The 19,503-nt window shown below is 35.2% G+C and carries 14 protein-coding genes; 11 read left to right on the top strand and 3 right to left on the bottom strand.

Features of this window, described 5'->3' with window-relative positions:
- Positions 1-17: 17 nt before the first annotated feature.
- Positions 18-1,490: a glycoside hydrolase family 76 protein gene (locus tag M2265_RS23690; RefSeq protein WP_132770158.1), complete on the bottom strand. Its 1,473-nt coding sequence runs from the start codon at positions 1,488-1,490 to the stop codon at positions 18-20.
- A 342-nt stretch (positions 1,491-1,832) separates the two neighbouring features.
- Here M2265_RS23690 and M2265_RS23685 point away from each other — a divergent pair, with 342 nt between their 5' ends.
- The gene (locus tag M2265_RS23685) at positions 1,833-4,406 is read left to right on the top strand and encodes a DNA-binding transcriptional activator (RefSeq protein ID WP_132770160.1); all 2,574 of its coding nucleotides are present in this window, start codon (positions 1,833-1,835) and stop codon (positions 4,404-4,406) included.
- Positions 4,407-4,484: 78 nt separating this feature from the next.
- On the opposite strand, the gene M2265_RS23680 is transcribed toward M2265_RS23685, so the two are convergent.
- Positions 4,485-5,852: a sulfatase-like hydrolase/transferase gene (locus tag M2265_RS23680; RefSeq protein ID WP_132770162.1), complete on the bottom strand. Its 1,368-nt coding sequence runs from the start codon at positions 5,850-5,852 to the stop codon at positions 4,485-4,487.
- Between the two features lie 643 nt (positions 5,853-6,495).
- Here M2265_RS23680 and M2265_RS23675 point away from each other — a divergent pair.
- The 4 genes from M2265_RS23675 to M2265_RS23660 all read left to right on the top strand — a co-directional run bounded on the left by M2265_RS23675 (position 6,496) and on the right by M2265_RS23660 (position 11,965).
- Positions 6,496-7,701 carry an MFS transporter gene (locus tag M2265_RS23675; RefSeq protein WP_132770164.1) on the top strand — a complete coding sequence of 402 codons (1,206 nt, stop codon included), beginning with the start codon at positions 6,496-6,498 and terminating at the stop codon, positions 7,699-7,701.
- A 120-nt stretch (positions 7,702-7,821) separates the two neighbouring features.
- On the top strand, positions 7,822-8,241 hold the full coding sequence (locus M2265_RS23670; protein ID WP_021190416.1) for an SRPBCC family protein: 420 nt from the start codon (positions 7,822-7,824) through the stop codon (positions 8,239-8,241).
- Positions 8,242-8,552: 311 nt separating this feature from the next.
- A complete protein-coding gene (locus M2265_RS23665) occupies positions 8,553-10,802 on the top strand; it encodes a TonB-dependent receptor (RefSeq protein ID WP_243655412.1) in 2,250 nt (749 codons plus the stop codon).
- Positions 10,803-10,804: 2 nt separating this feature from the next.
- Entirely contained in the window at positions 10,805-11,965 is a 1,161-nt protein-coding gene (locus tag M2265_RS23660; protein WP_207902421.1) for a PepSY-associated TM helix domain-containing protein, read from the top strand.
- Between the two features lie 262 nt (positions 11,966-12,227).
- Here the strand turns inward: M2265_RS23660 and M2265_RS23655 are convergent, their stop codons facing one another.
- Complete coding sequence (locus tag M2265_RS23655; RefSeq protein ID WP_132770168.1) at positions 12,228-13,223, bottom strand: polysaccharide deacetylase family protein; 996 nt, start codon at positions 13,221-13,223, stop codon at positions 12,228-12,230.
- Positions 13,224-13,313: 90 nt separating this feature from the next.
- Here M2265_RS23655 and M2265_RS23650 point away from each other — a divergent pair, with 90 nt between their 5' ends.
- The 6 genes from M2265_RS23650 to M2265_RS23625 all read left to right on the top strand — a co-directional run bounded on the left by M2265_RS23650 (position 13,314) and on the right by M2265_RS23625 (position 19,478).
- Positions 13,314-14,150, top strand: coding sequence for an AraC family transcriptional regulator (locus M2265_RS23650; RefSeq protein ID WP_132770170.1), 837 nt, complete (start codon positions 13,314-13,316; stop codon positions 14,148-14,150).
- Between the two features lie 48 nt (positions 14,151-14,198).
- Complete coding sequence (locus M2265_RS23645) at positions 14,199-14,534, top strand: hypothetical protein (RefSeq protein ID WP_132770172.1); 336 nt, start codon at positions 14,199-14,201, stop codon at positions 14,532-14,534.
- Between the two features lie 150 nt (positions 14,535-14,684).
- Positions 14,685-15,668 carry an L-histidine N(alpha)-methyltransferase gene (locus M2265_RS23640; RefSeq protein ID WP_132770174.1) on the top strand — a complete coding sequence of 328 codons (984 nt, stop codon included), beginning with the start codon at positions 14,685-14,687 and terminating at the stop codon, positions 15,666-15,668.
- Positions 15,669-15,675: 7 nt separating this feature from the next.
- Complete coding sequence (gene egtB, locus M2265_RS23635) at positions 15,676-16,866, top strand: ergothioneine biosynthesis protein EgtB (RefSeq protein ID WP_317126535.1); 1,191 nt, start codon at positions 15,676-15,678, stop codon at positions 16,864-16,866.
- 260 nt (positions 16,867-17,126) lie between these two features.
- A complete protein-coding gene (locus M2265_RS23630) occupies positions 17,127-18,218 on the top strand; it encodes a zinc-binding dehydrogenase (protein ID WP_132770176.1) in 1,092 nt (363 codons plus the stop codon).
- Between the two features lie 6 nt (positions 18,219-18,224).
- The gene (locus M2265_RS23625; protein ID WP_243655413.1) at positions 18,225-19,478 is read left to right on the top strand and encodes an MFS transporter; all 1,254 of its coding nucleotides are present in this window, start codon (positions 18,225-18,227) and stop codon (positions 19,476-19,478) included.
- Positions 19,479-19,503 lie beyond the last annotated feature (25 nt).

Raw genomic sequence — 19,503 nt, 5'->3', positions numbered from 1 at the left:
CAACCTGCTATTTAGCTTTATTTCGATTTGTCTAATTCGTATTGCGATAAAATAGCATATTGCGCAGCATATGTAAACATAAACATACCTTCCAGATTATTTTTATTTTGATCGGTGTCCCATCCCTTTAATAAATCTGTTGGTAAAAACCCATCCTTCAAGAAATGGTCATATCCATAATCAAGATTCTTTTGAAAAGACTCCATGTAACTTCCTACTTTTCTATAATTAGGATAAATATTAAAGAATCCACGGAGTAGGATACCGTTAAACCAATTGTTGAATCCGGAGGATTCGTAAGTGTAATATGCCGGAATCTGCTTTCCCAATTTTGCAAAATACTCGAAACTAGCATGAGATAATGACTGTGCATCTTCCCTATATTTTTTTGATTTTGTTACACGATACAGATCTGCAGCTCCAGAAATCATCGTTCCGCTATTATAGGAAAATGAAGGACCTACGGCAGTTTTCAAGCGTGTATTTGCACGGTATCTCGTTCCATTTACATTCTCATATGCGATAGTACAATCCGGAAAGCAATCTCCCATCATATCTGAATACACACCTTGGTTGTTTAAAAGGTAACGTTTTTGCCAATCGTAGACTTTTTTTGCAAAACTTAGATAATAATCACCTTTATTTAACATTTTAGAACGACGTGTTTTTTTGTCTTTTGGATCGACATAGCGATGCTCGATCTGATCAGATTTATGCTTATAGATTTCGTGTAGCCATACCAAGGGGCTAACCATTGGACCGTTGCTACAAGCATGCTTGGTCACATAACCTGGGCCCCAGGGAATACCGCCATGCTCTTTATTTCTGTCATCTAGTGTACTATCCCAACCGTCAAGAACATAGGCCGTCAAATACTCAGCCTTTTCTAAAAAGACTCGATCATTCGTTAGGTGATAGGCGTCTAATAATTCACGGACAAGCCACATTTGGTCATCGTAAACATTCAGTATCCCAGTAACATTCGCTTTCCCTTTTTCTCGAACACGGTCTACAGCATAGACTGCCCACACTTTTTCTTGTGTAAATGACGTCAACTTAAAAGTACCTAGATAATAATCAGCATTATCAAATAGTTTTTTCAACAAATCGACATAACGTTTGTAATGTTGATTAAACAATAATACATTGCCATTTTCCTTTTGAAGTTTAAGACTTGTTAAAATTGCATTAACAGCTTCTATCGAAGCTGTATACATCCAAACACTCCCCCTTTCAGAAGATAGTTCTTTGGTATCCGGGTTGTAAAATCTAGCCATGGTCATCTCATCACCTGAAAAATAGGTGGCAATGGATTTATCAACAAGCTGAATGGAACGCAGTAAATTCTGATTTTGTAGGTCTAAAACATTCTTGCCATCCCTGCCATTTCGAATCGTGGCATGGGTAGGCGTTAAAAAACAAAACTGTACAAACAGTAATAGTGGAATAGCATGAATAAAAATGCTTTGTAGCTTTCTTAAAAATTTCATAAGAAGAATCTGGTTTATAATTAGTCAGAATTTTGCCCATGATTAGGGCATTAAATTCTGGAACAAGATAAGTGGAGTCGATTAATTTTAGGGTTAAAAAGGGGTTAATAGGCAAAAATAAAACAATAACCCGGTTTTACTTTAATGCTACAGCGTGTTAAAATCAGAAAACATGTAACAACGTATTTATTTCATTTGATTATTTTTTTGTATACTTTTAAGGCATTAAGATGTTCAAAAATTAGTTACTAACCATTAAATCATCTACGAAGGTTTATTCGGTCGCCTTTTAAAGGGAATGATGCGTCCATGCTTCTTGATTTAAGTTTTTTATTGCGTTGTATGAAATTCTTTTATATATATTTTGCTATTTACTTATTCCTGCCAACGCTATCCTTTTCACAAGGACTTAAATTTAACGGAGGTCATCACGCAATCGATAAACGTACTTCTTATAAAGTTTTTGGAGAAAACACAATTTCATTTGAAGGACTATTTGTTATTGACTTTCAACTTGCAATCTATGGCACCAACTCACTGGGGAATATCCTTAGAGTTCAAAACAAGGAAAATAATACCATCTATAACCTGTTTTATGACGAAGAAAAAGATCAGTGCATTTTCAGACTAAATGAAGAAGGAAAAAGTAGTTTGATCATAGCTAAGATAGATCGTCGGTTATTAGACAACAACAGCTGGTTTCCGGTTAAATTAACCTTTAATTTGACACAAGGAATTTTTAAACTTCAAATAAAAAACAAAGTTTTCGCATCCGAAAAAATTAAACTCCCTAACCCCTATTTTCCAATCATTACTTTCGGAAAAAGTGATTACCTAATCGATGTCCCAAATATGGGAATTAAAAACCTATCCATTGGAAATAAAAATAACAAATATGTGTTCCCCTTGAGGGAAAATGAAGGTAATATCGTTCATGATTTTGAAGGAAATAACTATGGTTTAGTAAGCAATCCCGAATGGTTGATCAATGATTCTTACAAATGGCAATTAGTACAAACCTTCAATTCGTCGATTCAAGCAGGCTCTAATTACAATGAAAGCAGAAAAGAAGTCTATTATTTCAATCGCGATTCTATATTCATTCATAATATCAAAACGAATGACACTCGGAAAGTTGCTTTTCAAAAAAAATGCCCTGTCGATCTGATCCAAGCAACCAATTTTCTCGATGTAAAAGCAAATAAGCTTTATGTTTATGAATTGTATCATAATTATCCCTATGAGGGCCCCACCGTCGCCAGTCTTAATCTAGATAACTTAACATGGACTATTGAAAGCTATGATCGTGTCCAAAAGGAACTGCATCATCACGGATTCTTTTTTGATCAACAAGCAAAGCAATATTACATCTTCGGAGGATATGGAAACATGTCCTATAGTGACAAATTTTATCAATATGCCGCTGATTCTACCAAATGGCAAAAACTTGAAGATTTTACCGGAGATAAGCTCTTCCCTCGATATTTTCTTTCAGCCGGCTATATGGAAAAAAACCGTACAGCTTATATTTTTGGAGGAATGGGAAATGAGTCGGGAGAGCACATTGTTGGAAGAAAATACTATTATGATCTACACAAAATTAACTTAGATACTAAAAAGGTGACAAAAATGTGGGATATTCAATGGAAAGATAAGCACGTGGTACCTGCACGTGGTATTGTATTCCCAGATCAGTCACACTTTTATGCCTTATGTTATCCCGAGCATCTCACCCGATCAGCAATCAAGCTTTATCGGTTTTCAATCCAAGATGGAAGCTATGAAATATTAGGTGATTCTGTATCCATCTATTCGGACAAGATTTCAACACGGGCACAGCTTTATTATGACCATCAACTTGGACGTCTACTCGCTTTAGTACAAGAGTCAAATGATGATGTTAAGTCAACATTAAAAATCTATTCCCTAAACTCCCCTCCTATTTCAGAAACAGAATTAAGCAATTATCCCAAAAAAAATAATAAAATTAAATATCTGATTTTTGTATTATTCGGAGGAACTGTTGCAATAGGAGCTTACATCATGTTCAAAAGGATCAATAAAAAATTAGAGCGACACATGATCTTACCAGTGCCTGCAGATGTAGCTGATAGCAATAAAGAACATTTGTTGGTCAAGACTAAAAAATTAGCACCCATCGATAAATTAAAACCAAGTAATAACGAACCCGCTGTCTGGAAAAATAACTTACGAGCCAATGCAATCTATTTATTTGGAGAATTTACGGTATTAGATCGCAATCAAAAAGATATATCCCATTTATTTAGTACAAGACTGAAACAAGTTTTTTGTTTGATTTTAACCCACGCAGGTGAAGCCGGGATTTCATCAGCATTATTAAGTCATCTGGTATGGCCAGACAAATCTGAAGATAAAGTCAAAAATTCAAGAGGCGTTACAATCAACCATTTAAGAAAAGCATTAAGTGAATTGGATGGGATAGAAATACGCTATGAGAAAGGGCGTTTTAAAATTGAACAACATGCCGATTTCTATTGCGACTATACGAGATGTATGAAACTCACTTCGTCTATTAACAACACTGAAAACAGAGATGAGTTAATTCATCTATTACGAAGGGGAAAGTTCTTACAGGGTACCAATCAACCTATTTTCGACTCAACTAAGGCTGATCTAGAGAAAAATATAACACCTCTTTTAATCACTGAAATCTATCAAAGTATGGAGAAACATGCCTATAACGATAGCATAGCATTAGCTGAAGTTATTTTTCTATTTGACCCTCTCAATGAAAATGCCTTATCTATGGAAATTAAAGCAATGATTGCTTTAAAAATGCTCCAAGAAGCTCGCATACGTTTTCAAAACTTTGCTAGCGAATACAGGAACATCATGGGGGAAGATCTCCCTTTCAACTTTGAAGATATAGCCTAATTTACATCTTAAGGATTTAAACCTCCAATCAAATAGACCTTATCATTTGATTGGAGGTTCTCTTGAGTTGCTGAAAAACTATTCCTTTTCATCGAAAGAATTAAATACCCTTTTTAGTTCCGTCAGTTTTTCAGGATATTCATGAATCAAATTTGTTCTTTCACTCGGATCCCAGGCAATATTAAACAATTCCTCTACCGTTTCCTCCGTTTTCCCTGAAATTAAATTTGTTCGTTGTTTAATAATACGATATTTCCAATCACCAACTTTCACAGCTTCTGGTTTACCATAATTAACCAAAAAAATTGGTCTATGGACATAGTTTAAATCAGTCTCTTTACCTTCCAGTAAATTACGTATTGATTGTCCATCCAGTTTTCTGTCTGGTAAAGAAGATCCCGTCCAAGAAGCAATAGTTGGTAAAATATCTAAATTACTGATAGAAGAGCGAATAACTTTTCCTTCCGGGATAATTCCCTTTCCGAAAACAATAAAAGGAACTCGGGCACCGCCTTCATAAGTAAGCGCTTTCGATCCTTTAAATACACCAGCAGTTCCAACATGCCAATTTTTCGTCTCGCCGTCATCTGACATACGAGCAGGATACTCAATCCAAGGTCCATTATCACTAGAAAACATCAAGATGGTATTTTTATCCAGACCTTTAGCCTCTAATGCGTGCCATAATTGGGCAATATACTGATCCAACTCATACAAGACCGCCCCAAGAGGACCTGCATTTTGTGCACTGGCATAAGGATTTTTCTTGTTTGAAAATGCCAATGGAAGATGAGGGAAATTATGTGCATAATACAAAAAGAAAGGTTTGTCTTTTTTTTGCTTATTGATAAAATGAAGTGCTTCACGGTGATAATGCTGACTTAGATCCGAATCATCAGGAGCAAATACTTCAGGACTGCGATTTCTAAAAAGTTTAATAACAGTATCTGTTTTCACATAAGGTGCACGGTAATCATGACTATAGAGCATACCATAAAAGAAATCAAATCCTTGTGCATTGGGTAGCGATTCTGCTTTATCACCAAGATGCCATTTTCCTACCAAAGCTGTTTGATAGCCCTTCTGCTTTAACATTTCAGCGATCGTTACCTCAGCATCAGGTAGACCTAATTCCGAACCAGGACCGATCGGTTGAGGCAAGTTATAACGAGAAGCATAACGTCCGGTCAATAACGACGCACGGGATGGCGTACATGAAGGAGTGGAAACGACATAATTTGTAGCCCGTACACCTTTACTAGCTATCGAATCTAAAAAAGGTGTTTGAATATTCGGACTACCATAAGATCCCAAATCCGAATACCCCATATCATCCGTCAATATAAAAATAATATTAGGAGGTTGTTTTTGAGCATATAATAAGGAACAAAAACTTATACCCGTTAACAATAACAATATTCTTTTTTTACACGACACGATACTCATAATAGTAATTTCTTTTTTTAAATTAATCAATAGGATTTATAAAAATTAAAAACTGCTGCATGTTTATTAAAACCTTTGCAGGGACTACATTATCGATCTTCCAATATTAAATAAATGGCATAATCAATTTCAGAACTGCAAGATTGATTTATAATTGCTGACCAATATAATTAATAAATTGTGCGACCTACAATAAAAAATCTAGTAAAATACGAAAACGATTTCATTCCATCAATTTCAATAACATCATTTAAATGTAAAACATAGCCGTAAAAATAACATTAAACCGTTATGAGATTATAGAAAAAAATCATCTAACATCAGCAAGACAGTAAATGAAGAATAAAACATAACCAACTCATTACAAATACTATAATAAAAAAAACAAAATTTATTTTCGGAAATTATATAATCAAAGAATTATGTAAAATGTAAAATTATATACCATCCACGTTCTGTAAATATTAAAAAACAAGTATTCATCTTTATTGAATTTTATACCTTTGCCACATGAGTACATTCAAAAAATAGGTTACATATGTCATATGTAACTTTTGCGACATTTCAGATATCCTCAAGAACATTCGCTAGCTAAAGAAATCCTATTTACGTTTATCTCATTTGTTTTCAATAAACAATACACATGCAAGAAAATACTTTAAATTCACGAAAATCATTTGCTCCGACACTAATTGCATTCGCATTGGTTCCAATTTCGGGCTTAGCAACAGACATTTACCTACCATCCATGCCACAGATGGCAACAGAGCTAGGACTGGCAGAAAGTAAGATTCAACTCACCTTATCCCTGTTTTTAATTAGTTATGGTATTTCACAATTCTTTGCCGGTGCCCTTGTTGATGCATGGGGAAGATATCGGATTACCTTAATTTCTCTTTTTCTATTTACAATCAGCTTTTTTATTACAGCCACAACTGATAATATTATTGTCATTTATATGATGCGCATACTGCAAGGAATACTATCCGCTTTTGTTGTAGTATCAAAACGCGCCTATTTCGTTGATGTGTACGAAGGTGAAGAGCGAAAACGATACCTGAGTGCCATCACTATCGTTTGGTCATTAGCGCCAATTATTGCTCCTTTCATTGGCGGATATTTACAGGCACAATTTGGATGGCGCTCTAATTTTATGTTATTAGCAGCTTACAGCATTGTGCTCTTCATATTAGAACTCATTTTTTCCGGTGAAACAATCCGTCAGAAAAATCCACTTCAATTTGAATATTTAGTCACTGAATTTAAGACCATGCTTCAAACGAAAGACTTTACGTTTGGAGTGCTCATGTGTGGAATAAGCTATGGTTTAGTTATGTTCTACAATCTAAGTGGACCATTTTTCATTGAACACAATTTAGGTTATAGCTCCATTACGACCGGATACACTTCATTATTAATGGGACTTGCATGGATGTCCGGTGGGTTTATCGGTCGTGCACTAATCAAGAAAGCACTACTACCAAAATTAAGATATGCTAATTATTTACAAATTGCTTTCATTATTTTAATGATTATAATATCTCCGTATATCACAAATCTCTTTACATTATCACTATTCGCCTTCTTGATCCACGTTACCGCAGGATTTATATTTAATAATTATTTCGGTTACTGCTTAGGTCGTTTTCCTTTATCTGCAGGAATTGCAGGTGGCTTAGCAGGTGGTATAACTTACCTCGTCACTTCTGCATTAAGTTATATTGTCGTGAGTCTCGTGAATCCAGAAACACAGACTGAGATAGGTATTGGTTATGCAGTATTTGCTGTTTTGGGTTTCGTTACCCTAATGATAATTAAGGCGAAAAAAGCGTACAAACAATGGACGTAATCACTAATTTTAGATTTTTCTAAAAACAAATTGGCGAAATTATACGTTTTTACCTTAACATTTTAGACAACTTAAAATAAGCTTTTGTTTCAACTTTTTTAAATATTTCACCAAGGTATCATGATTACATCTTCAATAGTAATACAAAAAAAAGCATCAATTATCTGGGCGGTACTGACCGATAAGAATCAATTCAAGCAATGGTATTTTGACATTCCTGATTTTGCTCTAGAGAAGGGCTTAACATTTCATTTTTATGAGCCTGGTGGTAAAAATAAATTTTTACATGAGTGTACAATACTTGAAATTATTCCTAATAAAAAATTAGTTCATACCTGGACTCACCCCACCTTTAGTCAGGGTGTAACAACAGTCAGTTGGTTACTCCAGGAAAATGAAGGATTAACAACTGTTACTTTACATCATGAAGGTATCGAAAACCTTCATGATGCAGGCCCCGAATTTGCTTCAGAAAACTATCAAACCGGATGGGATCAGATTCTCAGCAATCTCAAAAAGTTTGTTAACGAAAAAGATTAATAAATTTCCCAAAAGCGGGTATATTTTACAAAAAGCAATTGTAATCTAATTCATAAACATTTTAGAGTAGTAAACTCACAATAAGACCTGTAGAGTTTATGTCTAGTAACTAATTACTGCTAAAAAAAATCAAATAATAATTTCACTCGAATTAAATAGATTGTATATTTGCCTATTGTTTAGAACAAATCTAAATCAACATAAGAATATTACAGATGCCTATTTCATTCCCATCCATCTCTAATAGATGGAAATTTCTAATTCTAATAATACCATTACAGGTATTCGTTTTCATTTGTCAAGCACAACAAATGACTATAAAAGTCAAAACAGAAAAAGATCTTCCAATTGCTGGAGCGACGGTACGTTTAAATCAACAACTATTAGGAAGTACAGATACAGCTGGTGTGTTGATCACAACAAATGAAAAAATAGCAAATCAAAAAATATCAGTCTCCGCGATAGGATTTAAAGAAAAAACCCTCAGCTTATCAAATAAACCCAGCAATAATTTAATCAGCATCACTTTATTGGAAAGTACAAATGTATTGGATGAAATCGTTGTTACGGCCGGAAGAAAGCCAGAAAGTATTTCAACGATACCATCCTCTATCACAATCTTGAATCAACAAGATATACAAGCACAAACCAACATTACGAACAATTTAGCTACGGTACTTGGTAATGCAATTCCGGGTTTGGGTACCTCGACCAATAAAGCTACAAATTCTGGACAGACCCTTCGTGGACGTGCCGTACTTGTTTTGATAGATGGAATCCCGCAATCAACACCGCTTATGAATGGAGCACGTGACCTACGCACCATCGACCCTAGTGTGATTGAACGTATTGAAGTAATAAAAGGTGCTACTTCAATCTACGGAAATGGTTCAGGTGGAGGTATTATCAATTACATTACCAAGAAAAACAAAGACGGAAAAAAGATTAGTGGTCAGACCATTTTGGGAACATCAATAAATCCATTTGACCCTAAGGAAACCTTAGGTTACAAACTTTCACAACAGCTTTCAGGACAGGTAAATAAATGGAGTTACACCGTTTCGGGTTCGGCAGACTACACCGGTTTACAAAGAGATTCCGATGGTTTACCTCTTGGACAAACTGATGGTTTTTCCAATTCCTATCAGTACAATGGCTTTATTAAAATAGGTTATCAAATTGATTCAAGCAGTACATTGACTGGATTTTATAACTATTATGGAAGTACACAACGTGCCAAATATATCAGTAAAAACGGCATCTATGGTCAGTCGCCTACAATTGGAGTTAGAGGAGAAGAACCAGGCAAACCCGCAGGTACACCTTACAATCACAATGCGATGTTAACCTATTCAAAAAGTAATCTTTTTCATTCAACCCAATTGGATGTAACAGCTTATTTAAATTCCTTCAGTTCAATGAACAGATACGTTGCTAGTGGAACGGCTTGGTATGGTCCTGGACAAACCATGATCAACTCTGAGAAAAAAGGATTGCGCTTAAATCTGAATACTCCATTTCAGCTTTTTTCTATTCCAACTGAAGTAACTTACGGTTTAGATTTATTAAAAGATGTAACCTATCAAGATTTAACAGATGGACGTGTATACATACCAAAAATGAATATGGTTAATTTTGCCCCCTATGCGCAAGTAAAAGCCGACCTCATTGAAAATTTGATCTTTAAAGCTGGGCTTCGTTATGAAAATGCAACCGTTAAAGTCAACGATTACAATACCATAGCTACTGGTCCGAATGGAGAAGGAAGTATAGTGGTAAGCGGAGGAAATATTCCATATAAAGCGACAATGTTCAATGCAGGATTACGCTATACTAAATACGATTATTTCAACCCTTTCGTTAGTTTTTCGCAAGCATTTGCGATCAATGAATTAGGTCGTATTTTACGCCGTGCTAAAGAAAATACAATCGGTAATTTAGAAACAGACCCGATCATTACCAATAACTATGAAGCTGGTTTTTCAAGCCGTTTCAGTATCTTCAATATTTCAGCCTCTTACTACATCAGTACTTCGGATCTAGGTGTTAATTTAGTAGATGTTGGTGGTTTTTTAATGCCTCAGCGTGAACCTGAAGAAGTAAAAGGATATGAAGTTACTCTTGATGCGCAACTGAGTCAAAAATTGAGCGTCGGTGGAAGCTATGCATATGTAGAAGGAAAAGCAAAAATGGATGATGGTAGCAAAATTTATCTTAATGGATCTCGGATTGCACCACCTAAAGCAACAGGTTTTTTAAGTTATAAACCAAACCAACAGTTAAATCTGCAATTGTTTTGGATACACACTGGAGCTAGAGATCGATTTGCGCTCAATGACAAAGGAAAATATAACAATAGTGAAGGCCCAATCAGTAATGTCGACCTCTTCAATTTATCAGGTAACTACAATCTGAATAAAAATTGGAAAATAGGCTTCGGAATAGAAAATATATTCAACACATCCTACTACCCTACAGTTAGTCAATACCGTGCATTGGATGCCGAATACGTCAAAGGTAGTGGTACAGTCACTTCATTAAACCTTCATTATCAATTTTAAGAATGATTAAGGCAGGTTTATTATGGCTACATAAATGGCTAGGTCTCTTTACAGGCCTAGTTGTTTTTATTGTTAGTTTATCGGGTTGCTTTTATGTTTTCTATGATGAGCTTAAACTAATAGTCTATCCTCAAAAATACTATACTCAAGATTCAGTTGGAGAAAATAGTAAGTTACTCCCACTAACACAGCTGATTGATATTGCTCAAAACGCTTTACCTAAAGGTGAAAAAATAAGTAGAACAGATCTGTACCTCTCTCCAGATAGAACTTGGATATTTCGTGCGCTAAAAACGGATGAACATGCTTTTGGTAATAATCAATATTATATTTACCATAAACGCGTATTTATTAATCCTTATTCGGGTAAAGTACAAGCGGTAGAAAACTCCAAAACAGAATTTTTTCAGATCGTCTTACAACTTCATATGAACTTACTATTGGGCGCCATGGTAGGCCATTGGTTAGTAGGAATTTCGGTCATCATATTCATAATAATTTTAATAACAGGTATCGTCTTATGGTGGCCTAAAAAATGGACTATCAAAAAATTAAAAAGACAGCTTTGGTTTGATTTTAAAGTTAAATGGAAACGATTAAACTATGACCTGCATCAAATCTTAGGACTTTATAGTGTCATTTTCGCCCTATTAATTGCATGTACAGGTATTGCATTTACATTTCCCGCATTTAAAACTTTTTATGTAAAATCGCTCAATGGTTTCGATAGCACAAAAGAAATTGAACAACAGGAAAAGTTCGAATATGTACCACAGAATCAGTCTAAAATATTAGATAATGCGCTCAATTTCACCATATCAAAACACCCAAATGCAGATATGATGTCGATTCGTTTACGTAAATCTCCAACAGATCCACAAGATATTCAGGTGCGGTTCATTAAAGATCGTACCGGCGAATTTATTTGGTATTATTTTAACAGAGGAAATGGTCAGATTGAAAAAATAAAACAATCGGAAAATGCTCCCATAGGTGATAAAATTGGCGCGATGAACTATGACCTTCATGTGGGTAATTATGGAGGTATAGCCACTAAAGTTTTACATTTTTTCATCGCTTTAATATGCGCATCACTTCCTATTACAGGAACAATCATTTGGTTAAACAAGAAGAAAAAGAAAACCAAAAAAAGAATTAAATAATTTCAATTATATAATAACATAAAAAGGAAAGCCATCCTTATAGATGGCTTTCCTTTTTTAATAAGAATTTATTTTTTGTCTTTTCTATTTTCAATATTTAATAACAATTTTACCAATTGCAGTAACACTTTCTAGAAGCCTATGCGCTCTCCTATTTTACTAATTATTACTACTAACTACTATTTTTTAAATCTATAAATGAAATAAGGAGTGACTCCAATATCTTCACCTTATATCAAGTAAGTTATGGATTAGTAGAAAATTAGTTTTGATAGCTTTGATTATTATATTTTCGTTCGGACTCATCTCTTGGTGTTTTAGGATCATGAAGCACCATCTTCGCAATGTCATCCTTACGCATAAAGACAACCCCATTTTTATCTTTGACATATGTAATAAAATCATCCATTGCTTTTACAACAGATGGAGTTCCCCCAATACGATCATGAAAACTTATACTCATCATTCTTCTTTTTGATTTACCCTCCTCATACAGTTGATCGAACTCCATCTTTAACTGCGAAAGAAACATTTCTGGAGTCCAATGATTGCCTGCTATATTGACAATATCATTGTTACGAAGCGTGTAAGGCATGACCACAAAGTCCTTTCCATTCACGGTTGTTAAAAAAGGTTCATCATGGCTCAAGTCATCGATATGATATAGAAACCCCAGTTCTTGTAAAATCTTTAAAGTATTAGGACTTCTACGTAACCAGTTTGCATTATATCCAACGGCTCTTTGTCCCGTAATATGCTCCACAGTATCTACACCTCTTTTTACAAAATCTAGTTCTTCATTATAATCTTTATTCCATTGGTCATCCCATGAAATTCCATGGGCAGCTATCTCATGTCCATCTGCAGCAATTGCCTGGGCGACTTCGGGATATTTCGCCGCGGCTGTCCCAACGACATGAGAAGTCACTTTGATATCGTACTTTTTCCAAAGATTTAGCATGCGATAAACGCCTTCTACAGCCCCGTACCTATACCAACTTTCAGCAGGTAAATCTGGATTTCCCACCGGTAAGGGATTGCCTGAAAATGGACTTTCAGCTCCAGCCGGCTGTCCCCCTGTTTCAAATTGCATGGAAACAGATATCACCAGCTGAGCGCCATTTGGCCATTGCTTGGTACTAGAAATAGAATCAGAAACTGAAGATTGCACATCAGAACTTTGCCCATTATTTTTGCAAGAAGCAAAGACGAGTATAATTGCTAAAATAGCAACAATAGAAATTGATGATTTATACATAGTAATTATTTGTTTTTACAAAAATATTATGAAGCAAGCGCTTAAATCTGTAATTTTTCATCGTATGTTTGTACAAATCAATTACTATGTATGCAAAGGTTTAATAGCTATTACTCATTAAATGTATTTGCTCTGGAGCTGGATAAATGGGATTTCCCAGAACATAAGCACAATTTTTATGAAATTATTTTCGTTGAAAAGGGAACCGGTGATCATATCCTAAATGATGCCCGTATGCCATATGAGGCCGGAGATGTTTTTATCTTAAGGCCTGAAGATGGACATTATTTTGAAATAAAAGAATTTACAAAATTCATCTTTCTAAAATTTAATGAGCAATTATTTACAGAAAAGTTGGCAGGAAGCAAAACAGCCAAATGGTTAGAAACGACCCAAACTTTACTTCAGACAGCCTCAACAATAAATGGAAACATAGTAAAAGATGAGGTTGACAAAATTCATCTCCACTATCTGTTTCAAATTCTATTGCGTGAGTTTTCAAACAATTGTGCCTATAGTAGAGAGTTGCTTCTGGAACTGTTTGGTGGTGTCATGATGCTGTTGGCCAGAGCGCAGTCTACAGTCCAATTTGGACTAGAATGCCCCTCTAATACTGAAATAGATAAATTAAGCCAAATACTGAGTTTTACCCGGATGCATGCCTTGAATCCTGAAAAGATGAAAATTGACAATATAGCATCCCAATTTAATATGTCTCCAAACTACATCAGTATCTATGTCAAAAAGCATAGTGGCCAATCCATTCAGCAACATATCATCCAGACCAAAATAAAAACAGCTAGTCAACTATTGAAAAATGGTCGGTACAACATTAATGAAATTGCGCTAAAACTTGGATTCTCCGATGCAAGTCACTTCAATAAAATTTACAAGAAATATACAGGAGCAAGCCCTAAACAAAAGTAAAGACAATTGCTTTAAACGGTATAAGATATTGCATTATATAATTCATCAATGAAAACTGTTTACAAAATATTCTCTCTCTTGAATATAATAGCATGGACGCTAATGTCTCTCGTTATTATTGGAAGCGCATATCATGATATGCGGTACCTTACTCTCAATAGCTTAGTAGGAATAATGGTCCTGATCATTCCAATTTTCACCTATAAAAAAAGACAGAATATCTTAAGACTATGGGAATATCCTGCTAAATCAAACGATCAATCCTGGAAAAACTTTTCAATACTAAACATCATAGAGTCTTTTTTCGTTTTATTAATTGGATTTGCTGGTTTATCAGCTGTACTATCAAGAGCATTCGGAGAGGGATATCCTATATTTGGGTAGAAAAAATAATTTAAGATCACGATACAGTCCTCACCTATCGCTAATACTCTTTCCGCACTACAATCCGACATCTTACCCTAAGCATTTCTCATTAAGCAAACAAGTAGTCGTATTCAACTGTTATCTTTCAAGAACAGTAAAATAAGAAAGATGAATAGCAGTCTCCACAGCGAAAACCAAAAAGCAACAATAACTAAGCATAAATTCCAAATAGAGGTATTAGATGATTTAAAAAATAATCCGAAGAGATTATCCTCTAAATATTTTTATGACAGTAAAGGAGATCATCTCTTCCAAAAAATCATGGCACTGGAAGATTATTATCTTACAAAATGTGAACTTGACATCTTCAAAAATCAGACAGCTGAAATTGCTAATTTAATATGTGCAGATGACAAACCATTTGATCTGATAGAATTGGGAGCAGGCGATGCTATGAAATCCACATTTCTATTGCAACACCTTGTTCGTAGAGAAGCAAACTTTACTTACATGCCGATCGACATATCTGGTAATATCCTTTCAGTTCTAAAAACAAATCTTAACGATGCAATTCCAGCTTTAAATATCATCTGCCTCAAAGGTGAATATTTTGAGATGATCGAAAAAGCAATGACAATATCGTCAAATCGCAAAGTAATATTATTTTTAGGGAGCAATATTGGTAATATGGAAATTGCGGATGCTGAACAGTTCTGCTCCAAATTGAAGAGTAAACTAAATCCTGGAGACAATGTTTTAATAGGTTTTGATTTAAAAAAGCATCCTAAAACGATACTTCGTGCTTATGATGATCCAACAGGTATAACTGCAAAATTCAATCTTAATCTTCTCCTTCGCATTAATCATGAACTCGGGGCTAATTTCAACATAAATCAATTTGAACATTATCAAACCTACGATCCCTTAAATGGCGCATGTAAAAGTTATCTCATTAGCCTAACAGAACAGCAAGTGACACTCGGCGAGGAGCAGATCTCATTTAAAAAAAATGAACCCATTTACATGGAGATATCACAAAAATTCTCACCTTCTGACATCCGAGATCTCGCCAATAGCTCAGGTTTTAACTTTGTCAGCGAACTATACGATTCGAAAAAATGGTTTATGGATGCAATATGGGAAATCAAGTAAAAAAACGATGATGAATACAAAACATACAATAACCGATCACATTACAGATTTAGAAGAACAATATTGGACTATTCGAAATCACTCTGTACATATATGCGCACCTTTAGCCATTGAAGATTATGTTGTGCAGCCAATAGTAGATGTCAGTCCTCCAAAGTGGCACTTAGGGCATACAACTTGGTTTTTTGAAACATTTTTATTGATCCCTTACTTTCCTGAATATCAAGTTTTCGACTCACAGTATAATTATGTCTTTAACAGTTATTATGAAACTGTAGGCGCGCGGGTCATCCGAACCGATCGTGGAAATTTAAGCCGTCCATCCGTATCTGATATTTACAAGTATAGAGCTTACGTAGATGATCAAATGCAGTTATTTTTTAAGCAGAAACGACATCACTTACAAGACGTATTAACTTTGCTCGAACTGGGACTTAACCATGAACAGCAACATCAGGAATTACTGATTTCAGATATTAAATATATTTTGGGACACAATCCACTTTTCCCATCCTACAAAAGCGATCCAGAACCTTCAAAATCCGAATTCGTAAATAACGAAATGATTACCTTTCCAGCCGGAATATACGAAATCGGATTCGAAGGAAAGGGATTCTGTTTCGATAATGAACTTGGGAGACATCAAGTCTATTTACAAGAATTCGAAATTGCTACACAAGTTGTCAGCAACGGGGAATACTTAGAATTTATAGAAAACGGAGGGTATCAAGACTTTCGCCATTGGCATGCTGAAGGTTGGGACTGGGTAAAAGAAAATGATACTCATGCACCACTATATTGGCATAAAATTGACAATCAATGGATGCACTATACATTATCAGGTCTAAAAATATTGGATCTCAATGAAGCACTCAATCATATCAACTATTTTGAAGCGACTGCTTATGCAAATTGGAAAGGAATGCGTTTACCAACAGAGGCAGAATGGGAAATCGCGGCTGATAACATGCATTGGGGCGACCGATGGGAATGGACCGGAAGCGCCTATCTGCCTTATCCAGGTTTTAAAAAAGAAGCAGGTGCGGTAGGCGAATATAATGGAAAGTTCATGGTCAATCAAATGGTTTTACGAGGTGCTTCGGAAGCTACGTCAAAAGGACATAGTAGAAAGACATATCGAAATTTCTTTCATACACAGCACCAATGGCAATTTACGGGTATTCGACTAGCACGATGATATCGATCACAACGAAATCAGCCCTATAATATCAAAAAAAACGATAATAAATAACGGTGACATGGATTATCAAGCCGTGGCTAATAATTTGAAAAGAACGTAACTGATAATAACCTATGTGACCAAACAAATTTTATAAGAAACCAAATCATGTACCTTAATTTCCATAAATTAATATAAATTTAACATTTAAAAGATATAGTATTTATAAACAATGTTTAGCATTGTAAAACATTTTATGTTATATTTACAATACAATTATGGCTAAGCAAGGAAAATTCTTGGTTTTTGAAAAACCTAAATCTCCTCTTCAATCAGTATCGACTACGATACCAAATCTGGAAGAAGGAGAAATACTCGTCAAAATAAATTACGCTACACTTTGTGGCAGTGATCTTCATACTTATTGCGGTCTACGTCAAGAACCTTGCCCAACTATACTTGGGCATGAAATAGTGGGGACAATAATGGAGACAAATTCAAATTCAGTTTTAACAGATGCTTCCGGACAGGAACTCAAAGAAGGAGATGTTATCACCTGGACCGTATTTGCTAGTGATCCCGAAACAGCTAGTTATAATGCAGTAACGCCTCAAAAAAATGAGAATCTATACAAATATGGACACAGACAGATTACTGATCGTGACAGTTTTCATGGAGGATTAGCATCACACATTATATTAAGACCACATACTTCCATTCGTATTCTTCCAAAAGAATTACCTGCACCTATTGCAGCAACGATCAATTGTGCCATTGCTACATCAGCTGGAGCTATTCGGTTAGCTGGAACCATCAAAGGTAAAAAAACACTTATTTCCGGAATGGGTTTATTGGGTCTCGTATGTGTAGCGATGTGTAAAGAAGCAGGCGCATCCGAAATTATAGTAACAGATATTGATGACAAACGCTTAGCGCTTGCTAAAAAATTCGGCGCTACCGAAACTCTAAATTCTAAGGAAACTACGCTTGATGAATTAGCAATTGTTAAAGTAGGAAATGGGATTGATCGCTTTATTGACATGAGTGGCTCACCAGATGCTATGGAAGCAGGAATAGCACAATTGGGTATAAATGGAGTTGCCGTATTTATTGGAGCAGTGTTTAAACAGCGTAAACTTGAGATCGATGCAGAGCAAATGATCCGACGCATATTAACAATTAAAGGTTTACATAATTATAATTATGAAGATTTTTCTACAGCAGTAGATTTTATTGTACAGAATTTCGAGAAATACCCATTTCTTGATCTTGTTGAAAAAGAATTTTCTTTAGATGAAGTGAATGAAGCTTTCGACTACGCTGTAATAAACAAACCAATACGTGTCGGCATCAATATGGACATCAAATAACAGAAGATGCAGATTCAAAAAAACTTCAGAAAAGAGCAGTGGAAGATGCTATTTATCACCATGTTCTGTTATTTATTTTTCTATACAGGTAGACATAATTTTGGCTGGGCGGCAAAAGGAATGTCAGCTGAATTAGGTATAAGTTACCAGCAAATCGGATGGATTAGCTTTTCCATGCTGATGGGGTATGCCATAGGACAATTGATTAACGGTAATCTTGCAGATCGTTTAAGTCCTAAAATCATGATCTTAACAGGCGGTTTTTTATCTATTGTCTGCAACCTGTCTATTAGTTATGCCAATACTTACGCTGTAATCCTTATTCTTTGGACGCTGAATGGTTATTTTCAATCTATGGCCTGGGGATCGGGAAGTAAATTAATCTCCAATTGGTGGGATAGCAATGAACGAGGTAAAGCTTTTGGTTTTTATACCATGGCAGCAGGGAGCTCATCTGTACTCACATTTTTCATGGCCCTACTTTTAGTACAACAAGAACAAAGCTGGCGTACACTCTTTAGGTATCCCATACTCTTTCTTCTTTTTGCCTTACTCCTATTTTTAATTATTGCAAGAAGTCATCCTGCTTTAAAAGGATTTACACTACAATCAGATAGTGCACAAAACGATTCAACCTCAAAATTAGGTTGGAAAGAGTCTTATAAGCTCGTATTCGGAAACAAAAAATTTCTGATTGCATCCTTTGCAATCGGATTTCAAAGTATGGCAAGATATGGACTTATTTTCTGGGTGCCGATCCATTTCTTAGGGAATAATTACAAGGAATCAAATGGTAATTTATGGCTAACTTTATTCATTCCTATCGGTATGGCTGTGGGAGCGGTTTCATTTGGTTATATTTCAGATGTACTATTCAACAAAAACAGAAGTAAATCGATTAGAGCCGGAATGCTCTGTAGCTGCGCAATTGCTTTGTTGATTTATATTATACCAACCCCACATCATGCATTCGCTGCTGTCTTGATGTTTACTGCTGGTTTTTTTGTGTACGGACCCCAAGCTAACTTTTGGACCTTAAGCCCAGATATCTTAGGAACCAAATTAGTAGGTACCGGTATAGGTGTTATGAATATGTTCGCTTATGTGTTTGCTGCAATCGGAGAACCCATATTTGGAAAAATTATTGATTACACTGGCAATACATCAAACATCTTCCTTGTAGTTGCTGTAATTTGTGCAATTTGTGCTATCATTATATCATTTGTAAAGCCAGCAACAGCAAATGAAGTTCAGATGTAAAAGCACTATTAAATGAAAAAAATAA

Source organism: Sphingobacterium kitahiroshimense, from assembly GCF_025961315.1.
Taxonomy (GTDB): Bacteria; Bacteroidota; Bacteroidia; order Sphingobacteriales; family Sphingobacteriaceae; genus Sphingobacterium; species Sphingobacterium anhuiense.
Note: the sequence above shows the minus strand (reverse complement) of the source record. Positions and strands in the feature narration are given on the sequence as shown.

Bases quoted from the DNA above. Each gene is read 5' to 3' on its own strand.
- M2265_RS23665 (WP_243655412.1), top strand. From the start codon at position 8,553: ATGACTATAAAAGTCAAAACAGAAAAAGATCTTCCAATTGCTGGAGCG.
- M2265_RS23645 (WP_132770172.1), top strand. From the start codon at position 14,199: ATGAAAACTGTTTACAAAATATTCTCTCTCTTGAATATAATAGCATGG.
- M2265_RS23650 (WP_132770170.1), top strand. From the start codon at position 13,314: ATGCAAAGGTTTAATAGCTATTACTCATTAAATGTATTTGCTCTGGAG.
- M2265_RS23680 (WP_132770162.1), bottom strand. From the start codon at position 5,852: ATGAGTATCGTGTCGTGTAAAAAAAGAATATTGTTATTGTTAACGGGT.
- M2265_RS23660 (WP_207902421.1), top strand. From the start codon at position 10,805: ATGATTAAGGCAGGTTTATTATGGCTACATAAATGGCTAGGTCTCTTT.
- egtB (WP_317126535.1), top strand. From the start codon at position 15,676: ATGATGAATACAAAACATACAATAACCGATCACATTACAGATTTAGAA.
- M2265_RS23675 (WP_132770164.1), top strand. From the start codon at position 6,496: ATGCAAGAAAATACTTTAAATTCACGAAAATCATTTGCTCCGACACTA.
- M2265_RS23640 (WP_132770174.1), top strand. From the start codon at position 14,685: ATGAATAGCAGTCTCCACAGCGAAAACCAAAAAGCAACAATAACTAAG.
- M2265_RS23685 (WP_132770160.1), top strand. From the start codon at position 1,833: ATGAAATTCTTTTATATATATTTTGCTATTTACTTATTCCTGCCAACG.
- M2265_RS23630 (WP_132770176.1), top strand. From the start codon at position 17,127: ATGGCTAAGCAAGGAAAATTCTTGGTTTTTGAAAAACCTAAATCTCCT.
- M2265_RS23625 (WP_243655413.1), top strand. From the start codon at position 18,225: ATGCAGATTCAAAAAAACTTCAGAAAAGAGCAGTGGAAGATGCTATTT.
- M2265_RS23655 (WP_132770168.1), bottom strand. From the start codon at position 13,223: ATGTATAAATCATCAATTTCTATTGTTGCTATTTTAGCAATTATACTC.
- M2265_RS23690 (WP_132770158.1), bottom strand. From the start codon at position 1,490: ATGAAATTTTTAAGAAAGCTACAAAGCATTTTTATTCATGCTATTCCA.
- M2265_RS23670 (WP_021190416.1), top strand. From the start codon at position 7,822: ATGATTACATCTTCAATAGTAATACAAAAAAAAGCATCAATTATCTGG.